Source organism: Stutzerimonas kunmingensis (assembly GCF_014764705.1).
Lineage (GTDB): Bacteria > Pseudomonadota > Gammaproteobacteria > Pseudomonadales > Pseudomonadaceae > Stutzerimonas.
Window position 1 is genome coordinate 87,320 of record NZ_JACXXG010000012.1, and the last position, 16,070, is coordinate 103,389.

The window sequence follows — 16,070 nt, forward strand, 5'->3', positions numbered from 1 at the left end:
AGGGCCTTCCTCGGAAGGCCCTTCACACATCTAGTGCAGCAATTCCGGCGGAATCCTGCCGCCATTTTCGGCAAGCTTCTTCATCACCGCCCGGTGCAGCCACATGTTCATCTGCGCCGAGTCCGCCATCTCTGCCGGCGGGCAGCCTAGTTCCGTAGCAAGTTCCCGGCGTGCTTCCAGGCTGCTGTCCAGCCCGAGCAACTTCAGTAGATCGACGATCGAGGTGCGCCAGTTCAGCGCTTCCGGGTGTGCCGCCGCCTTGGCTTCCAGTTGTGCCACCACATCCACGCCACTCGCCGTGGCTGATGACTGATTCAAGTCCTGGTGCGGCGCGATAGTCGCGTTGTCGGTGGCGGTGGGCCTTTCTCCCAGCGTGATGCCCTCGGCGCTTGAGCGGGTAGCGTCGGCTGGTGGTGCATCAGCCTTGTGTTGCGCCTCGTTGGAAGCATCACCCAGGCCGAGCTTGGCCTTGATCGTATCGAAAAGTCCCATGTCCGTTCTCCTGACTGTTGATGTCCATATTCGACAGCAATCCAGGACAGACCATTCGCTCCCGCAGGTCGGGTAATTGTCGGCCTGGCGTGGCCCCTCAGCCGTGCTCCAGCCAGGCGCTGGCTTCGGCTTCCTGGTGCAGGTCGAAGGCCTTGATGGTCAGCCCGGGGATCAGCGCGCCTTCCACCTCGCTGGCCTTGCGCAGCCATTCCTTGCCGGCGACCACCGCGCAGCGGTCGAAACGGCGTATGAAACGGAACAGGTGCGGCAGCCGTGACAGCTCCACGCCGACAGCGCCGAGCGTAGGCAGGTCGAAGTCGCCGATGCGATAGAGCATGCGGCCATGGCTGATGCCTTCGGATTTGAACAGCAGGTCATCCAGCGCAGCGCGCATGGCCTGACTGTCCAATTTGCCGGAGAAGTCGATATCGATGCGGTTTTCGCCTCGGCGCGATACGTGAAACATGCGCAGACCCTCGATTGATCTGTGTTTTATGCGAGTTACCCCGCATACCTGACCATAGACGTTGCGTCGCGACCGGGCCAAAAAAACAGGTGCGCAAGTGCCGTTTTCGTTGATCTGCGTCAGTACGTGGGGCTGCGTTGCGTGAGCGCCAAGAAAGGCGCGCAAAGCCAGCAATAGCGCAGCTTGCAGATAGTTGATAAACGGTATCAAGTTGCCCCTGGCGCCGCCGAGAACATTGTTAGCTGCGACGCCATTCGACGCTGGCATCGCTTTCTCTCCCTGTAGTGGATACCCCCATGACCAGCACCTTGGCGAACGTCATTCAGTCCCTTTTGCGCGGACTGGGTCTGCGCACCATCAACCATCAGTTTTTCTTCTCCTACAGCCTGATCTTCCTGTGTGCGGCCCTGACCGCCGCTGTGCTGTTCATGTCCGCCAAGGACGCCAGCCAGATCGACATGGCCGGAGCCCAGCGCATGCTCAGCCAGAAGATGATGAAGGAAGCGCTGCTGGCGGCGCAGGGCGTCGGCGACAAGACCGCCGTCGACAAGACCATCCAACGCTTCGAGCAGTCGCATCGGCTGCTGCTCAACGGCGACCGCGCCCAGGGCATCGCACCGGTGGAGCTGACCAGTGCACAACCGCACCTGCAGCGCGTCGATCAGATCTGGCAGCGTTATCGGCCCGCCGTACAGGCACTGGCCGCAGGTCAGAGCGCTGACGTGAACGCCATTGCCACCGACTCAAACGACATCCTTGCCGCTTCCAACGAAGTGGTGCTGCTGATTTCCGCTGAAGCCAACCGCAGTGCGTCGCAGCAGCTCTGGGTCGCCCTGGGTTCGACCCTGTGCATCCTGCTGATGGTCGTGCTGGGACGGGTCGCCGGCATGAACTGGCTGATGCTGCAGATCGACGAGCTGCGGGGGCGTCTGGAGAGGGTCAGCCAGGGCGACTTTTCCGCGCCGCTGCAGGTGCGGCACGCCGATGACGAGATGGGCATGATCACCCTGGCGTACAACCGCCTGCTGGGGCAGGTTGGAGAGATGATCCGCGGTGTGCGTCTGGCTGCTGACGAAGCCGATGGCCAATGCGTGCGCATGGCGAATCTGGCCGGGGACAGCGCGCGCAACGTCGAGGGGCAGCAAGCCGAGATTGATCAGGTCGCCACCGCCATGAACGAAATGCTCGCCACCTCCCAGGAAGTCGCGCGCAGCACGGTCGAGGCCGCCAATGCCGCAGATGTCGCTGAGCAGGAGACCAACTCTGGCAGCGCGGTGATGAATGAGTCGGTCGGCGCCATCCGCACCTTGAGCGGTCATGTCGACAGCCTGTCCGATGTGATGCAGCAGCTGGTGCAGGACAGTCACGAGATCGGCAAGGTGCTGAACGTGATCAGCGGGATCGCCGAGCAGACCAACCTGCTGGCGCTGAATGCGGCCATCGAGGCGGCGCGTGCTGGCGAGCAGGGCCGCGGTTTTGCGGTGGTTGCCGACGAAGTCCGCAGCCTGGCCAGCCGCACGCAGAGCTCGGCCAAGGAGGTAAGCGTGCTGGTCGAGCGCTTGCAGAGCCAGGCCACCCGCGCGGGTACGGCCATGGATGCGTCGCGTCAGAGCAGCTCGGTGACGCTCACCCAGATCGAGGCGGCGCAGCATGCGCTGGGGCAGATCGTCGGTGCGGTGCAGACCATTCGCGGCATGACCAATCAGATCGCCACGGCGGCCGAGGAGCAGTCACAGGTGGCCGAGGACATGAACCAGTCGCTGACACGCATCGCCCAGGTTGCTGACCAGGCCGCTGGTGTCACTCAGGACACGGCGACGTCAGGCAATACCATCATGCAGAGCATGAAAGGCCTCAAGGCGCTGACCGGGCGTTTCCGTCTCGAGGCGTGATCAGGTCGGCGTGAATCGCGGGAGGGCAATGCTGGCGGAGGGCGCCTGTCCGGCGCTAGGGCATCCCCGCCCATGAGGGGCGGGGACTGGGGGTAATCAGTCCTGACGGCTGGTCACTTCCAGCAGGTGATAGCCGAACTGGGTCTTCACCGGGCCTTGCACCTGATTGAGCGGGGCGCTGAATACGACGGTGTCGAATTCCTTGACCATCTGACCCGGGCCGAACGAACCCAGGTCGCCGCCCTGACGGCTGGAAGGGCAGCTGGAGTTTTCCTTGGCGACCTCGGCGAAGTCGGCACCGCCTTCGATAGCGGCTTTCAGTTCGTTGCACTTGGCTTCGGTGGAAACCAGGATGTGGCGGGCGGTAGCGCGTGCCATGGGGACTCTCCTCTTCAAATAGGCTGCCGAGGCTACCGCAAACCGGTGGCATTGGCGACCGGACCGCGTGGCATTGAAGGCTTAATGAAGGCCCCCGGTGACCTTCCTTTCGGGTACTCTCGCGCGCTTTTTCATCGGACCCGGAAAACGCTCCATGCTTGATAGCACCCTCGCGCAACTTGAAAACGTCATCAACGATCTGCTGCAGCGCAACCAGAGCCTCAGCGAGCACTGTGTCTTGCTCGAGCAGCAGCTGCAGCAGGCACGTGAGGAAAACGACAATCTGCAACTGGCTGCGCTAGAGCAGGAAGACCGGCAGGGCGCTACCCTGGCGCGGCTGCAGGCGCTGGTGGAACGTGCAGCTGGCAGTAGCGCCGCATGACGGCGGATGGCGTTCAGGTGCTCAGGGTATTCGGCCGCGAATACTCGTTCCGCGCGCCGCCCAGCCAGGATGCTCTGCTGCAGGAGGCGGCGGCCTTGCTGCAGCAGCATCTGGCCGATAGCCAGCGGCAGTTTCCTAACGCCACGGGCGACAAGCTGCTAGTGCTGACTGCGCTCAATCTCTGCGTGCCGCTGCTGCAACAGAACGAGCAGATGCAGGATGTCGAGCAACGCATCGCTGCCAGCGTTGCCCGTATCAGTCAGCAGCTCGCGGCGCAGGGCTGAGCGGCTGCCTCAGGCTGCCTCAGGCTGCGTCGCTGCTGCGCGTGTTTTCGCTGACCGGCCGCTCTGTCAGGTAACGCTGCAGGCAAGCCATTTCCGGCTCGCTGAAGGCCAGCCCGAGCTTGGTGCGGCGCCAGAGGATGTCATCCACCTGGGTTGCCCACTCCTCGCGCCGCAGGTAGTCGACTTCCTGCGTGTACAACTGCTGGCCGAGATCCTCTCCCAGTGCATCGAGCGAGCGCGCTTCGCCCAGCATGCGCCACACCCGATTGCCGTAGAGGGTGGCCCAGCGCTTGGCCAGCGGTAGTTTCAGCCCCTGTACCTTGGCTACCAGCTCTTCGGCCAGCGCGTCGGCCGTGCTCATGCCTTCACCGCCAGGCAGTGCGGCCTGTGCCGTCCAGCTTTCACCCATGGCCGGGAAGAACGGCTTGAGCTGCGCCATCGCCGACTCGGCGAGCTTGCGGTAGGTGGTGAGCTTGCCGCCGAACACCGAAAGCAGCGGTGCCTGCTTTTCTTCCGCCGTCAGCGACAGGGTGTAGTCGCGGGTAACTGCGGATGGGTTGTCCGATTCGTCGTCGCATAGCGGCCGGACGCCGGCGAAGGTATGCACGATGTCCCTGGGCTCGAGCTGCTTGCGAAAGTGCGTGTTGGCCACGCCCAGTACGTAGGCGATCTCCTCCTCGCTGATACTCACCTTGGCCGGATCGCCACGGTACTCACGGTCGGTGGTGCCGATCATGGTGTAACGATCCAAGTAGGGGATGGCGAAGACGATGCGCCGATCCTCGTTCTGCATGATGTAGGCCTGCTCACCTTCATACAGCTTGGGCACGATGATGTGACTGCCCTGAATCAGACGGATGCCGTACGGCGAGCGCTGTTGCAGGTTTTCGCCGATGAACTGTGCGACCCAGGGACCGGCCGCATTGACCAGTGCCTTGGCCTTTAGCGAGAAGCGGCTGCCGTCCTCGCGCTGCAGCTCGACATGCCAGATGCCGCCAGCACGCTTGGCGCTCAGGCATTGGGTGCGGGTATGGATATGCGCGCCTTTCTCCCGCGCCGCCATGGCATTGAGCACCACCAGCCGCGCGTCGTCGACCCAGCAGTCGGAGTATTCGAAGCCGCGGGTGATGGCTGGCTTCAGGGGGCTCTCCTTGCCGAAGCGCAGGCCCCGTGAAGCTGGCAGCTTCTTGCGCATGCCCAGGTTGTCGTAGAGGAACAGGCCGGCGCGAATCATCCACGCCGGGCGCAGGTGAGGACGGTGGGGCAGCACGAAGCGCATCGGTTTGACGATATGCGGCGCCTTGGCCAGCAGCACCTCTCGCTCGGCCAGCGCCTCGCGAACGAGGCGGAATTCGTAGTGTTCCAGATAGCGCAGCCCGCCATGAATGAGCTTGCTGCTGGCCGATGACGTATGACTGGCCAGGTCGTCGCGTTCGCAAAGGAACACCGACAGCCCGCGGCCGGCGGCATCGGCAGCAATGCCGACACCATTGATACCGCCGCCAATTACGGCGACATCATAAAGCTCGGAGACGGGCTGAGCGGAATGGGGCACGGGCTTCTCCTCGAAAACGAAAGATCATGTTCGGTTTTGAACATGCTATTCGTAAAAGAATCCGTATGAAAGTAAAAATGTTCGAAATCGATTAAAAGGAAAATATTCGAAACTACAGATGGGGATATCCACTGTTGAGCACAGCCGAGCGCCTGCTTATATCGGCATCCGCATGCGTCTTGTAGTGGTTGCCCATACTGGGGCGACGTCCTTGAGCCCCTGGCTACGCCGCGGCGCGGAGTGCGCTCCTCCCTGGATCATGGGAGCGCTCAGTCAGTAGATGCTGCGTGTTGGCTGGCTGCGATTCGCGGCCGAGACCGCTGCTACAGGTTCAGCGTCGCCGGGTGGGAAGCTGGCCACGAGGGAGGCGGTCCGCCTACTCGGCGATTTCCAGCTGTACCTTGTGGCGGGCCAGCAGTTCGGCGAACACCTCGGAAGGTGCCGAGTCGGTGAACAGGCAGTCGATCTGTTCCAGCGAGCCCAGGCGCGTCATGGCGCTGCGGCCGAACTTGCTGGAGTCCGCGGCGAGGAAGACCTTGCGTGCGTTATGGATGATCGCCTGGGAGACGCGGACTTCCTGGTAGTCGAAGTCGAGCAGGGTGCCGTCCTCGTCGATGCCGCTGATGCCGATCAGGGCGAAATCGACCTTGAACTGGCTGATGAAGTCCGCGGTAGCCTGGCCCACCACGCCGCCGTCGCTGCGCACGTTGCCGCCGGCGATCAGCACGTCGAAGTCTTCCTTGGTGCTGAGAATGCTCGCCACGTGCAGATCATTGGTGATGATCTTCAGGTCGCGGTGGTTGAGCAGGGCGCGGGCGATTGCCTCGGTGGTGGTACCGATATTGATGAACAGCGAAGCCTGGTCGGGGATGCGCGCGGCCATGGCGGCAGCGATACGCAGTTTCTCGTCGCGCATCTGGTGCGCGCGCTGGCTGTAGGCGGTGTTCTGTACGCTGGAGTCGTAGGCCGCGCCGCCGTGGTAGCGCCGCAGCAGGCCGGCGTCGCCGAGCTGGTTGATGTCGCGGCGGATGGTTTGCGGCGTGACGGCGAAGTGGCGTGCCAGCTCGTCGATGCTCACGTAGCCGCGCTCGCGCACGAGTTCCAGAATGTTCTGCTGTCGGGGCGCCAGGCTCATGAGGCTTCCTTGTTCGCGGTTGTGCGGGAAGCATGCCGTAGTCTGGCGTTCGATTAAAGCGCTGGCTTTTCGAATTCGCGCATTCCGCGCCTGCATCCGAATGATCGGAGCTCAGACGCGGTCAGCTGCCTATCAGTCCTCGGCCCAGTTGCGCGTACGGTCGACCGCCTTCTGCCAGCCGCGATAGAGCGCTTCGCGCTGTTCGCTTCCGCACGCCGGTTCGAACACCCGCTCGATGCTGCTCTTGCTGCGCAACTCGTCGAGATCGCTCCAGAAACCGGTCGCCAGCCCGGCCAGGTAGGCCGCTCCGAGGGCGGTGGTTTCCTTCATCTGCGGGCGTTCGACCTGGGTGCCGAGCAGGTCGGCCTGGAACTGCATGAGGAAGTTGTTGGCCACTGCGCCGCCGTCCACGCGCAGGGCGCGCAGGCGCTCGCCGGCATCCTGCTGCATGGCATCGAGCACGTCGCGGGTCTGGTAAGCGATGGATTCCAATGCTGCTCGGATCAGGTGATCAACCTTGACCCCGCGGGTCAGGCCAAACAGTGCGCCACGGGCACGCGGGTCCCAATAGGGCGCGCCAAGGCCGGTGAACGCCGGCACCAGGTAAATGCCGTTGCTGTCCGGCACCTTGGTGGCGAAGTATTCCGAATCCAGCGACTCGTTGAGCACCTTCAGCTCGTCACGCAGCCACTGCACGGTGGAGCCACCATTGAAGATGGCGCCTTCCAGTGCGTAGTTCACTTCGCCACGCGGTCCGCAGGCGATGGTCGTCAGCAGGCCATGTTCGGATTGCACCGCCTTGGTGCCGGTGTTCATCAGCAGGAAACAGCCGGTACCGTAGGTGTTCTTCGCCTGGCCTGGCTCGACGCACATCTGGCCGAACAGAGCGGCTTGCTGGTCCCCGGCGATACCGGCGATGGGGATGCCGGTGCTCTGGCCCGAGCCAAGGTAGGCGTGACCATAAACCTCGGAGGACGAGCGCACATCCGGCAGCATCTCGCGTGGGATATCCAGGGTTTCCAGCATCACCGGGTCCCAGTCCAGCTTGTGGATGTCGAACAGCATGGTGCGTGAGGCGTTGGTGTAGTCGGTGACGTGGGCCTTGCCCTGGGTCATCTTCCAGATCAGCCAGCAATCGACGGTGCCGAACAGCAGTTCGCCGCGGCGGGCGCGCTCACGGCTGCCCTCGACGTGGTCGAGAATCCACTTGATCTTGGTACCGGAGAAGTAGGGGTCGATCACCAGGCCGGTAGTCTTGCGGATGTGATCTTCCATGCCGTCGCGCTTGAGCTGGTCGCAGATCGGCGTGCTCTGGCGGCTCTGCCAGACGATGGCGTTGTAGATCGGCCGGCCGGTGATCTTGTCCCAGACGATGGCGGTCTCGCGCTGGTTGGTGATACCGATGGCCGCCACCTGTTCGTTGGTGATGCCGGCCTGGGCCAGGGCTTCGACGAACACACCGCTCTGGGTCGCCCAGATTTCCATGGGGTCGTGCTCGACCCAGCTCGGTTGCGGGTAAATCTGCGCGAATTCGCGCTGAGCGATGGTCACCACGTTGGCGTTGCGGTCCAGCACGATGGCGCGGGAGCTGGTGGTGCCCTGGTCGAGGGCGACGATGAATTGCTTGTTCTGATTGCTCATGGCGTCGTTTCCTTAGCGAACTTTGCTGATATCGGGCTGGGCGGAGCCCATTTCGGCAGAGGCCTTTTCCTTGGGTTTTGGTGCATCGCAGGCGGCCGATCCAACGCCTGGCAGGTGCCGGCAGATGAGTGCCTTGTAACCTGCAGCGCCGAGGCAGGCGCCGAGAATCGGGGCGAAGATCGGGACCAGGAAATACGGAATGTCTCGCCCGCCAGTGAAGGCCACGTCACCCCAGCCGGCAAAGAAGGTCATCAGTTTAGGCCCGAAATCCCGTGCGGGATTCATCGCGAAGCCGGTCAGCGGTCCCATCGCGCCGCCGATTACGGCGATCAGCAGGCCGATCAGCAAAGGTGCGAGCGGGCCGCTGGGCAGGCCGTTGCCGTCGTCGGTGATGGCCATGATCATCGCCAGCAGAATGGCGGTGATGACGACCTCCACCAGAAACGCCTGGCCGAACGACAAGGAGGCGTGGGGGTAGGTCGAGAAGATCGATGCGAGTTCAAGGCTCTCGACACTGCCGCGAACCATTTGCTGGGCCTGTTCGAAATCGAAAAACAGACTGCTGTACAGCCCGTAGACCAGCGCCGCAGAACAGAAGGCGCCGGCCACCTGCGCCAGGATGTAGGCCGGAACGCGGTGCCGCTCGAATGTGCCGAACAGCCACAATGCGACAGTGACGGCCGGGTTCAGGTGGGCACCGGAGACGCCGGCGGCAAGGTACACCGCCATCGAAACGCCGATGCCCCAGATGATGCTGATTTCCCACAACCCCAGGTCGGCACCGCCGAGCTTGAGCGCTGCGACGCAGCCAGTACCGAAGAAGATAAGAAGGGCAGTGCCGAGAAATTCGGCGATGCATTGTCCCTTGAGCGTAGGGACGATGGGCGTACTCATGCGCGGAGCCTCGTTCGTTTGTTTTTGTTTTATTCCGAGCACTGCGTTGGTTCGGAATTGTTCGGAAACGAAAACTTAGAGGCAAAGAATGCAGCTGTCAAAGTAAAAATTCGAACATTTTACGGGCGCGCTGCGGGAACAAATGAGGGTGCTTGCTGTCGCGGCGGTCCCGAGTCTGCCCCGTGACCGATGAAGCCTTGCCAACCGGGAGGGCGTTGGAAACCGTCGGTGTCTTAGCGCCGACGCCGCCAGAGGCGCCAGCCGAGCAGCATATCGTCAGCCATCGGCACCAGAGCCAGTGCCAGCAGCAAGGCGGCCAGCGGGACCGTGGCGATGAAGCCGAAATGCTTGAAGCCGGCTGCGCCGCTCAATCCGCCGATGAAGAAGCTCATCACCATCAGCAGGTTGATACGCAGGCGCTGTCGGTTGGCCCGAACCGGTGGCATGTCGTCATGACGATTGCGGTTGAAGTAGATCAGCCTGCCCAGCTCGATGCCGATGTCGGTCACCATGCCAGTGATATGGGTGGTGCGCACTTCGGCATTGGAGAGCTTGGTGATGATCGCGTTCTGCAGGCCCATGATGAAGCACAGCAGCACCACGGTCAGCGGCACGAAGAAACCCGGAACCGTCATCAGCCGTGCGCCGAGGATACCGAACAGCAGCAACAGCGCGGCTTCCAGCGCCAGCGGTAGCGCGTACTGGCTATGCAGACGGCGACGTCGCGAGAAATTGATCATCAGCGTCGAGCACATTGCGCCAAGAACGAACGAGAGCAATGCACCCAAGCCTGCCAGCGCCAGATCGGTGGCACCGAGGGCCAGGTTGTCGGCCATTGCCGAAACGATACCGGTCATGTGCGAGGTGTACTGCTGGACGGCGATGAACCCGCCGGCATTGGCGGCACCCGCGACAAACGCGAGGCACAGGCCGAGCTGACGATTGCTATGGGCGGACCGTCGGCGATCGGTCAGACGACGGGCGTACTTGATCGGCATGGCAGGCTCGCGCTCGGCAGCAAAGCGGCGATTATAGAGCGGCCGGCCTGGCTGGATCGCGATTGGTGGATATTCTCAACGTCGTCGCCCGGCCTTGCGGCCGCCGCCGCGTCGTGCAGCCCGCGGTTTGCGCTGGCGTGACAGTTCGCGGGTGATGGCGTCGTTGAGCAGCTTGCGCGCGTCTTCACCGTCGTCGTGCTCGGGAAAATGCTCGGGCAGGCTGCGGGCCAGATGCAGGTAGGTTTCCACCACATGCAGGGTACTTTCCAGGCTGGACAGGTCGCTGCCGAGCAGTAGCTTGGGCATCGAGATGGCGTGGCCTTCGGCGACTCGCTTGATCCAGCGCTGGGCATGCTGGCTGGCCGGGCTGTCGAAGCCGCCGCGGATCGGCGTGCAGGCGAACGTCCAGCGCAGCCAGAGCGGAATCTTCGGATCGTCGATCAGCTCGATCCATTCGGCCAGTTCGTCCGGCAGTACCGAGATAAATGCCTCGCCGTAGTTGATATTGCGGTTGAAGGTCAGCCAGGACCGCAGCAGGCTTGGCTCGCCCATCAGTTCGGAAATGGCGGACAGGTGATCGATGGATGGGCGCACCTGAAACTGGCTTAGGTCCACCGGCGCGTCCGGGCTGTTGAACAGGCGGCGGATGGACTTGAGCGTCTGCGGGTCCAGCGCGGTGATTTCGCCGCTGTCGTGGTGACCGAAGCGCCCGGCGCGGCCGCCGATCTGCTTGACCTCCTGCACCTTGAGCTGGCGATTCTGGATGCCGTCGAATTTCTCATCGGTATAGAAACAAAGCGTGTGCGCCGGCAGGTTGAGGCCCATGCCGACCGCATCGGTAGCGACCATGATGTCCGCCTCGCCCTCGCGGAAGCGCCGGGCCTGCTCGCGTCGTACCTCGGGCGAGAGCGCACCGTAGACCACCGAGACGCTTTTGCCGGCGCTTTCGAGCATGCCCTTGAGCTCCAGCACCAGCTTGCGGCTGAATGCCACCAGCAGCGAGCCGGGTTCCAGGCGTTCCAGCGTCGTGGCGTGGCGGGCGACTTCAACCGGCGACAGGCGCTTGGTGCGCTGCACCACCAGTTTGTCCTCGCACAGATCGCAAAGCGTGCGCAAGGAGGGTTCGATCAGCGCTGGCCCGGTCATCATCAGTTGCGGCGTATGGGCGCTGACCAGTGCATCGACCCAGGCCCAGCCACGTTGCGAGTCGGCCATCATCTGTACCTCGTCGACCACCACCACATCCCAATGCTGATGGCGGAAACGCGCGAACTCCTCCACGGTGCAGCAGAAGTGTGTGGCGCCTTCGCGGATGATTTCTTCCTCGCCGGTTACAAGTGAGCAGGGCACGCCCATCGCCTCAATGCGCTCCTGGTTTTCCAGCGCCATCAGGCGCAGCGGCGACAGGTAGATGCCGTGCTCGGCCGCAGCCATCGCCTCGATAGAGCGATGCGTCTTGCCGCTGTTGGTTGGGCCGAGCAGGGCGGTCCAGCGTCGCGTCAGGCGCCGGGCCGGGTAGAGCTTGTGGTAGTGGACGAAGCGCGGGTTGTTCTCCAGCAGCACGGCAAACGCCATTTTTTCCTCGTGCTCGCGGCGGGCGGCGCGAATCGCCTTGCGCATGCGGCCGGGTTCCAGGGCGATGAGCTCGGTAAGACGCTTGTGCCCGAGCAGTTGCAGGTCGAAATCGCCGGCGAGCTCGAGCATGCGCTCGAACGTGGCCTGCAGCTCGTCGCGATCCTGGCGCTTCCACGCCTCGACTTCCGCCACGCTGAGCAGATGATCCTGGCCGGAAGGAACCCGCCGCGCCAATTCGAGGGTGAGATTGCCGCGCTGCAAGGCCACCACGTAGCGCAGCTCATGGCGAATCTCGTTGAGGGTGGCGATGGCATGTGGCAGAAATTCATCGACCCGTGGCAGTTCCGGGCGGATGCGCGCCAGGCACCGCTGCCGCTCGTCCTCGTCCATTTCGGCGAAGGGCCGTTCGAGCACCTGCAGCCGATTGCGCACATAGCGCTGCACGGCCTGTTTCAGGTTGTCGGCGAAATCGTCGCGCCGCGGGCTATCGTCCAGACGCAGCGCCCAGTCCGGCTCCAGCAGATGGACCGGCGAGCCCAGGCTGAAGGTCTTCTCGCTGCCGAACACATCCACGCTGCAGTGGATCTCGCCGAGATCACGACTGACGACCCGATCGAGCAACTCGTCTGCAGCAGGTGCCGCCAGCAGTTCATCCACCGCCTGCCCATGCAGCCCCAACCAGAACGCTTTGGCCGCGCGAGCCAATCCGACGATGGGATAGCCGACGTACGGGGTGAACCACTTTTCCTGGTGATGCTTCTTCGCGGTGAATTCCGGATATCGCGCCGTTGCCCAGTCGAGGAAGCGCGCCAGACGTTCGAGCCTGATGGATTTGAACTGCTTGCCCCCGGTCTTGGCCATGATCGACACCTTTGCTGATCAGTCTTCTTTGTACGACTCGCGTTGCGCTCGTTTGCTCGGCAGACTGTGCGCTTTGGTCGACGATACGTACAAATCAAACCCCTCGCTCTGCCGCATCGCCATCGTCACGGCGATCGTCCCCCAGCTGCAGCTTCAGGCTGCGCACTTCTTCAGTCAGGCATTCCACCTGTACCAGTAGTCGCTGCAGGGTTTCGCGGTCGGCCAGCTGGTCGCGGTTGTCTTCCTCGTTGCGGTCGGCGACGAACAGCGAACCGATGTAGGCCGCGAAGCTGCCGAACAGACCGACTCCGGACACCATCAGCAGCACCGCAACGATACGGCCCAGGGTGGTGACCGGATAGAAGTCGCCGTAGCCGACCGTGGTCACGGTGACGAACGCCCACCACAGCGCCTCTTCCGGCGTGTTGATCGAGCTTTCTGGGTTCGGCGCTTCCACCAGCAGCATGGTCAGCGCGCCAAACGCTACCAGCAGCATGGTTGCCGTGGCGGCGGAGGCGACGATGCCTTCGGCGCGGTTGCGGAACAGGATGCGCCAGATCAGCCGCAACGACTTGATCGCCCGCAGCACCCGCAGAATCTGGAAGGCCCGAAACAGCTTGGCTGCCTGCAACCCGCCCGCCGGTACGCTGGCCAGCAAGTCGATCCAGCCCCAGCGCATGAAGCGCAGCTTGTCGTCGGCTTCCTGCAGGCGCATCCAGAAATCGATGAAGAAAAAGAAGCACACGATGTTGTCCAGATACCCGAGCAGAGTCGATACGTCGTCGGGTAAGTCGAACACCAGATCAGCCACCAGCGCACCGATCACGTAGACCGATAGCAGCAGGATGAAGATCTGAAAGGGTGTGATGGCGCGCTGCTTCATGAGTCAACCGGGTTCGTGGGGCAGGTGGGCGCGAGTTTAAAGCACACCGCGGTAATCGGGCCGGAACGATGGGCAGGAATGTTGGGTATGGAAGTGCGCAAGATGGTTGGTATCGGCTGTGCCGGCTGGAGCTTGCCGCGCGAGGCGTGGCCGGCATTCGCTGAGCAAGGTACGCACCTGCAGCGCTACAGCGGAGAGCTATCGGTGGTCGAGATCAACAGCTCGTTCTACCGACCGCATCGTCCGGCCACCTATCGCAAGTGGGCGGCGAGCGTGCCGGAGGACTTCCGCTTTTGCGTGAAGCTGCCCAGGCAGATCAGCCATGAGCTGCGCTTGCGCGAGTGTGACGAGGCACTCGGGCGCTTCCTCGGTGAAGCGACCGGGCTGGCTGAAAAGCTCGGTTGCCTGTTGTTGCAATTACCGCCATCGCTGGCCTTCGATCGGTCAGTGGCGGAGGACTTCTTCACCGCCATGCGCGCACGCTACGACGGTGCACTGGTACTCGAACCGCGGCATGCGAGCTGGCTGGACGCCGGTGAGCTGCTCGAGCGCTGGCGTATCGCACGGGTGGCGGCTGACCCTTCGCCGCTTGCGGGTGGAGACAAGCCGGGCGGCTGGTCGGGCATGCGCTACTACCGACTGCACGGGTCGCCACGCATCTACCATTCTGCGTACTCGGCCGAATGGCTGGAGCGGCTGGCTGGCGAGTTGCGGACTTCTGCTCGGTCCGGCGTGCCGTGCTGGTGCATCTTCGACAATACCGCCAGCGGCGCTGCGGTGAGCAATGCGTTGGTACTGCAGGCGCTGGTGGCAGACGAAACCGCCTGGTCGCCCTAGCGCGGGATGATGCGTACGCGACCCGCAGTGTTGTCGCGCCGGGCAGCCTTTTCGTTTTCCGCGCGGCCGGGAATCGAGCCGAAATCCGCTCCGCGATCCGGTGTCGAGCTGCCGTCCAGTTCGCGCTCGTCGACGCTGATCGAGGTGGCGTCCGGGTAGCCGGTGGTCAGCGTCTCGGTGCTGGCGGTAACCGGGGTGGCATCGTCGTCGCCCCACTTGGCGCTGCGCTCGTCGATATCGATGGCGCCGTTGCGCTCCATGACACGCTCGACTGCGGAAACCCGGCTGTCGTCCTCCAGCGTCACGGTGACGATGGTCGATCCGCGGCGGGCCGCTTCGGGGTAACGACCGGCATGCTGGCTCGATCCGTCGCCGAAGACCTTGTGAAAGAAACTGCCGATCTTGTCGGCCACTGTTGCGTCTTCACCCGGCTCTTCGCCGACCACTTCCACACGGCTGCTGTCGACGGTGTCGCTGTTGAAGGATGCCGATATCTGGATGTCGTCGCTGGACACTCCTTCGCTCACGAGTTCGGCTTTCACTTTCTCTGCTTCGGCATAGCGGTCGAAAGCGGCAATTAGAATCTGGGTCATGACTTCACCTTTCATATGCAGCGAGGCTGCGGTGGCGGGCGTCTGGACCAATAGCGGTCAACGCATGGGTACTGATCCTTGGGCGCGGCAAGCCGCACGATGGTTCCGTTTGGACTCATTACCCGATGCTTCGCTTAGGGCTGGCCCCGACTCGACCCCGGCGCGGCTTCCGGCCGCTGGCTAGCCGTTGACCACCTTGCCGCCATTGATATGAATGGTCTGGCCACTGACATAGGACGAGTCCTCGCAGGCCAGATAGACATAAGCCGGACCCAGTTCGGAAGGCTGGCCGCAGCGGCCCATGGGCATCTGGCTGCCGAAGTCTTCGAGCATCTGCGGGTCGTGCTTGCCGAGCGACGGTGGCTGCAGCGGCGTCCAGATCGGGCCTGGCGCGATCTGGTTGACGCGGATCTCGCGCTCGATCAGCTGCTGTGACAGTGCCCGGGTAAAGCCATCGATCGCGCCCTTGGTCGAGGTGTAGTCGACCAGCAGCGGGTGCCCGATAAAGGAGTTGATCGAGGTGGTGTTGATGATCGACGCACCGGCCTGCAGATGGGGCAGGGCGGCACGGGTGAGATAGAAGTAGCCGTGGATGTTGGTGGCGAAGGTCTTCTCCCACTGCTCGTCGGTGATGTCCTCAAGGCGGGTCTGGACCTCCTGGCGGCCGGCATTGTTGACCAGCACGTCCAGCCGACCGAAGGCCTTCACGGTTTGTTCGACGGCATCGTTGCAGTGGCGGCTGTCGCGGATATCACCAGCGATCAACAGGCAGCGCCTACCTTCGGTTTCCACCATGCGCCTGGCGTTTTCGGCGTCCTCGTGTTCGTTGAGATACATGATCGCGACGTCCGCGCCTTCACGGGCGAAGTGCACCGCTGCCGCGCGACCGATGCCACTGTCGCCGCCACTGATCAGCGCGACCTTGCCGGCCAGCTTGCCACTGCCCTTGTAGCTGTCGCGGATGAACTCGGCCTGCGGGTGCATTTCGGTTTCGCGACCGGGCAGACGGTCCTGCTGCTGAGCGGGAATCTTCGGGTAAGCCATACGTACTCCAGTCCTGAAATGGGTTCTGTAGGTACGGCTGGCGCTCGCCTGGAAAGTTTCGCCAGGATGCCGAACGGAAGTCAGGCAGCGGCAGAGCGCAGTGACGAACCACCGGCAGCAGCGACGCCATCGCGGCCGCTCGTCGTGGCGCACGTTTGCG

The 16,070-nt window shown here is 63.2% G+C and carries 16 protein-coding genes; 4 read left to right on the forward strand and 12 right to left on the reverse strand.

What is annotated here, in order from left to right; genetic code table 11:
* Nucleotides 1-30: 30 nt before the first annotated feature.
* Both IEG05_RS11725 and IEG05_RS11730 read right to left on the reverse strand, forming a co-directional pair.
* On the reverse strand, nucleotides 31-492 hold the full coding sequence (locus IEG05_RS11725; protein ID WP_014819949.1) for a DUF3597 domain-containing protein: 462 nt from the start codon (nucleotides 490-492) through the stop codon (nucleotides 31-33).
* 97 nt (nucleotides 493-589) lie between these two features.
* Nucleotides 590-958: a SpoIIAA family protein gene (locus tag IEG05_RS11730; RefSeq protein WP_003299292.1), complete on the reverse strand. Its 369-nt coding sequence runs from the start codon at nucleotides 956-958 to the stop codon at nucleotides 590-592.
* Between the two features lie 296 nt (nucleotides 959-1,254).
* Between IEG05_RS11730 and IEG05_RS11735 the strand changes: the two genes are divergently transcribed.
* Nucleotides 1,255-2,850: a methyl-accepting chemotaxis protein gene (locus IEG05_RS11735; RefSeq protein ID WP_191122080.1), complete on the forward strand. Its 1,596-nt coding sequence runs from the start codon at nucleotides 1,255-1,257 to the stop codon at nucleotides 2,848-2,850.
* Between the two features lie 96 nt (nucleotides 2,851-2,946).
* On the opposite strand, the gene IEG05_RS11740 is transcribed toward IEG05_RS11735, so the two are convergent.
* Nucleotides 2,947-3,228, reverse strand: coding sequence for a peptidylprolyl isomerase (locus IEG05_RS11740; RefSeq protein ID WP_014819951.1), 282 nt, complete (start codon nucleotides 3,226-3,228; stop codon nucleotides 2,947-2,949).
* 154 nt (nucleotides 3,229-3,382) lie between these two features.
* On the opposite strand from IEG05_RS11740, the gene IEG05_RS11745 reads away from it, so the two are divergent.
* Together IEG05_RS11745 and IEG05_RS11750 are read left to right on the forward strand one after the other, a co-directional pair.
* Complete coding sequence (locus IEG05_RS11745) at nucleotides 3,383-3,610, forward strand: hypothetical protein (RefSeq protein ID WP_014819952.1); 228 nt, start codon at nucleotides 3,383-3,385, stop codon at nucleotides 3,608-3,610.
* Nucleotides 3,607-3,894, forward strand: a complete 288-nt coding sequence (locus IEG05_RS11750; RefSeq protein WP_102840885.1) for a cell division protein ZapA — start codon at nucleotides 3,607-3,609, stop codon at nucleotides 3,892-3,894. Before IEG05_RS11745 ends, IEG05_RS11750 begins: the two co-directional genes overlap by 4 nt.
* 19 nt (nucleotides 3,895-3,913) lie before the next feature.
* Here IEG05_RS11750 and glpD read toward each other — a convergent pair whose 3' ends face one another.
* The 7 genes from glpD to IEG05_RS11785 all read right to left on the reverse strand — a co-directional run bounded on the left by glpD (nucleotide 3,914) and on the right by IEG05_RS11785 (nucleotide 13,436).
* Nucleotides 3,914-5,449 carry a glycerol-3-phosphate dehydrogenase gene (glpD, locus tag IEG05_RS11755; protein WP_191122081.1) on the reverse strand — a complete coding sequence of 512 codons (1,536 nt, stop codon included), beginning with the start codon at nucleotides 5,447-5,449 and terminating at the stop codon, nucleotides 3,914-3,916.
* Nucleotides 5,450-5,825: 376 nt separating this feature from the next.
* The gene (locus IEG05_RS11760) at nucleotides 5,826-6,584 is read right to left on the reverse strand and encodes a DeoR family transcriptional regulator (RefSeq protein ID WP_041013582.1); all 759 of its coding nucleotides are present in this window, start codon (nucleotides 6,582-6,584) and stop codon (nucleotides 5,826-5,828) included.
* Between the two features lie 132 nt (nucleotides 6,585-6,716).
* A complete protein-coding gene (gene glpK / locus IEG05_RS11765) occupies nucleotides 6,717-8,225 on the reverse strand; it encodes a glycerol kinase GlpK (RefSeq protein ID WP_191122082.1) in 1,509 nt (502 codons plus the stop codon).
* 12 nt (nucleotides 8,226-8,237) lie between these two features.
* The gene (locus IEG05_RS11770; protein WP_191122083.1) at nucleotides 8,238-9,119 is read right to left on the reverse strand and encodes an MIP/aquaporin family protein; all 882 of its coding nucleotides are present in this window, start codon (nucleotides 9,117-9,119) and stop codon (nucleotides 8,238-8,240) included.
* Between the two features lie 233 nt (nucleotides 9,120-9,352).
* The gene (locus IEG05_RS11775) at nucleotides 9,353-10,117 is read right to left on the reverse strand and encodes a YoaK family protein (protein ID WP_191122084.1); all 765 of its coding nucleotides are present in this window, start codon (nucleotides 10,115-10,117) and stop codon (nucleotides 9,353-9,355) included.
* 75 nt (nucleotides 10,118-10,192) lie between these two features.
* Nucleotides 10,193-12,553 (reverse strand): SUV3 family DEAD/DEAH box RNA helicase, encoded by a 2,361-nt coding sequence (locus IEG05_RS11780; RefSeq protein ID WP_191122085.1) that lies wholly within the window; start codon nucleotides 12,551-12,553, stop codon nucleotides 10,193-10,195.
* A 94-nt stretch (nucleotides 12,554-12,647) separates the two neighbouring features.
* Entirely contained in the window at nucleotides 12,648-13,436 is a 789-nt protein-coding gene (locus tag IEG05_RS11785) for an ion transporter (protein WP_191122086.1), read from the reverse strand.
* Nucleotides 13,437-13,523: 87 nt separating this feature from the next.
* Here IEG05_RS11785 and IEG05_RS11790 point away from each other — a divergent pair, with 87 nt between their 5' ends.
* Entirely contained in the window at nucleotides 13,524-14,273 is a 750-nt protein-coding gene (locus tag IEG05_RS11790) for a DUF72 domain-containing protein (protein ID WP_191122087.1), read from the forward strand.
* On the opposite strand, the gene IEG05_RS11795 is transcribed toward IEG05_RS11790, so the two are convergent.
* Entirely contained in the window at nucleotides 14,270-14,866 is a 597-nt protein-coding gene (locus tag IEG05_RS11795; RefSeq protein ID WP_041013588.1) for a hypothetical protein, read from the reverse strand. The genes IEG05_RS11790 and IEG05_RS11795 overlap by 4 nt on opposite strands.
* 180 nt (nucleotides 14,867-15,046) lie before the next feature.
* Complete coding sequence (locus IEG05_RS11800; RefSeq protein WP_191122088.1) at nucleotides 15,047-15,910, reverse strand: SDR family oxidoreductase; 864 nt, start codon at nucleotides 15,908-15,910, stop codon at nucleotides 15,047-15,049.
* Nucleotides 15,911-16,070: the final 160 nt, after the last annotated feature.

Bases quoted from the DNA above. Each gene is read 5' to 3' on its own strand.
- IEG05_RS11725 (WP_014819949.1), bottom strand. From the start codon at position 492: ATGGGACTTTTCGATACGATCAAGGCCAAGCTCGGCCTGGGTGATGCT.
- IEG05_RS11730 (WP_003299292.1), bottom strand. From the start codon at position 958: ATGTTTCACGTATCGCGCCGAGGCGAAAACCGCATCGATATCGACTTC.
- IEG05_RS11735 (WP_191122080.1), top strand. From the start codon at position 1,255: ATGACCAGCACCTTGGCGAACGTCATTCAGTCCCTTTTGCGCGGACTG.
- IEG05_RS11740 (WP_014819951.1), bottom strand. From the start codon at position 3,228: ATGGCACGCGCTACCGCCCGCCACATCCTGGTTTCCACCGAAGCCAAG.
- IEG05_RS11745 (WP_014819952.1), top strand. From the start codon at position 3,383: ATGCTTGATAGCACCCTCGCGCAACTTGAAAACGTCATCAACGATCTG.
- IEG05_RS11750 (WP_102840885.1), top strand. From the start codon at position 3,607: ATGACGGCGGATGGCGTTCAGGTGCTCAGGGTATTCGGCCGCGAATAC.
- IEG05_RS11760 (WP_041013582.1), bottom strand. From the start codon at position 6,584: ATGAGCCTGGCGCCCCGACAGCAGAACATTCTGGAACTCGTGCGCGAG.
- glpK (WP_191122082.1), bottom strand. From the start codon at position 8,225: ATGAGCAATCAGAACAAGCAATTCATCGTCGCCCTCGACCAGGGCACC.
- IEG05_RS11770 (WP_191122083.1), bottom strand. From the start codon at position 9,119: ATGAGTACGCCCATCGTCCCTACGCTCAAGGGACAATGCATCGCCGAA.
- IEG05_RS11775 (WP_191122084.1), bottom strand. From the start codon at position 10,117: ATGCCGATCAAGTACGCCCGTCGTCTGACCGATCGCCGACGGTCCGCC.
- IEG05_RS11780 (WP_191122085.1), bottom strand. From the start codon at position 12,553: ATGGCCAAGACCGGGGGCAAGCAGTTCAAATCCATCAGGCTCGAACGT.
- IEG05_RS11785 (WP_191122086.1), bottom strand. From the start codon at position 13,436: ATGAAGCAGCGCGCCATCACACCCTTTCAGATCTTCATCCTGCTGCTA.
- IEG05_RS11790 (WP_191122087.1), top strand. From the start codon at position 13,524: ATGGAAGTGCGCAAGATGGTTGGTATCGGCTGTGCCGGCTGGAGCTTG.
- IEG05_RS11795 (WP_041013588.1), bottom strand. From the start codon at position 14,866: ATGACCCAGATTCTAATTGCCGCTTTCGACCGCTATGCCGAAGCAGAG.
- IEG05_RS11800 (WP_191122088.1), bottom strand. From the start codon at position 15,910: ATGGCTTACCCGAAGATTCCCGCTCAGCAGCAGGACCGTCTGCCCGGT.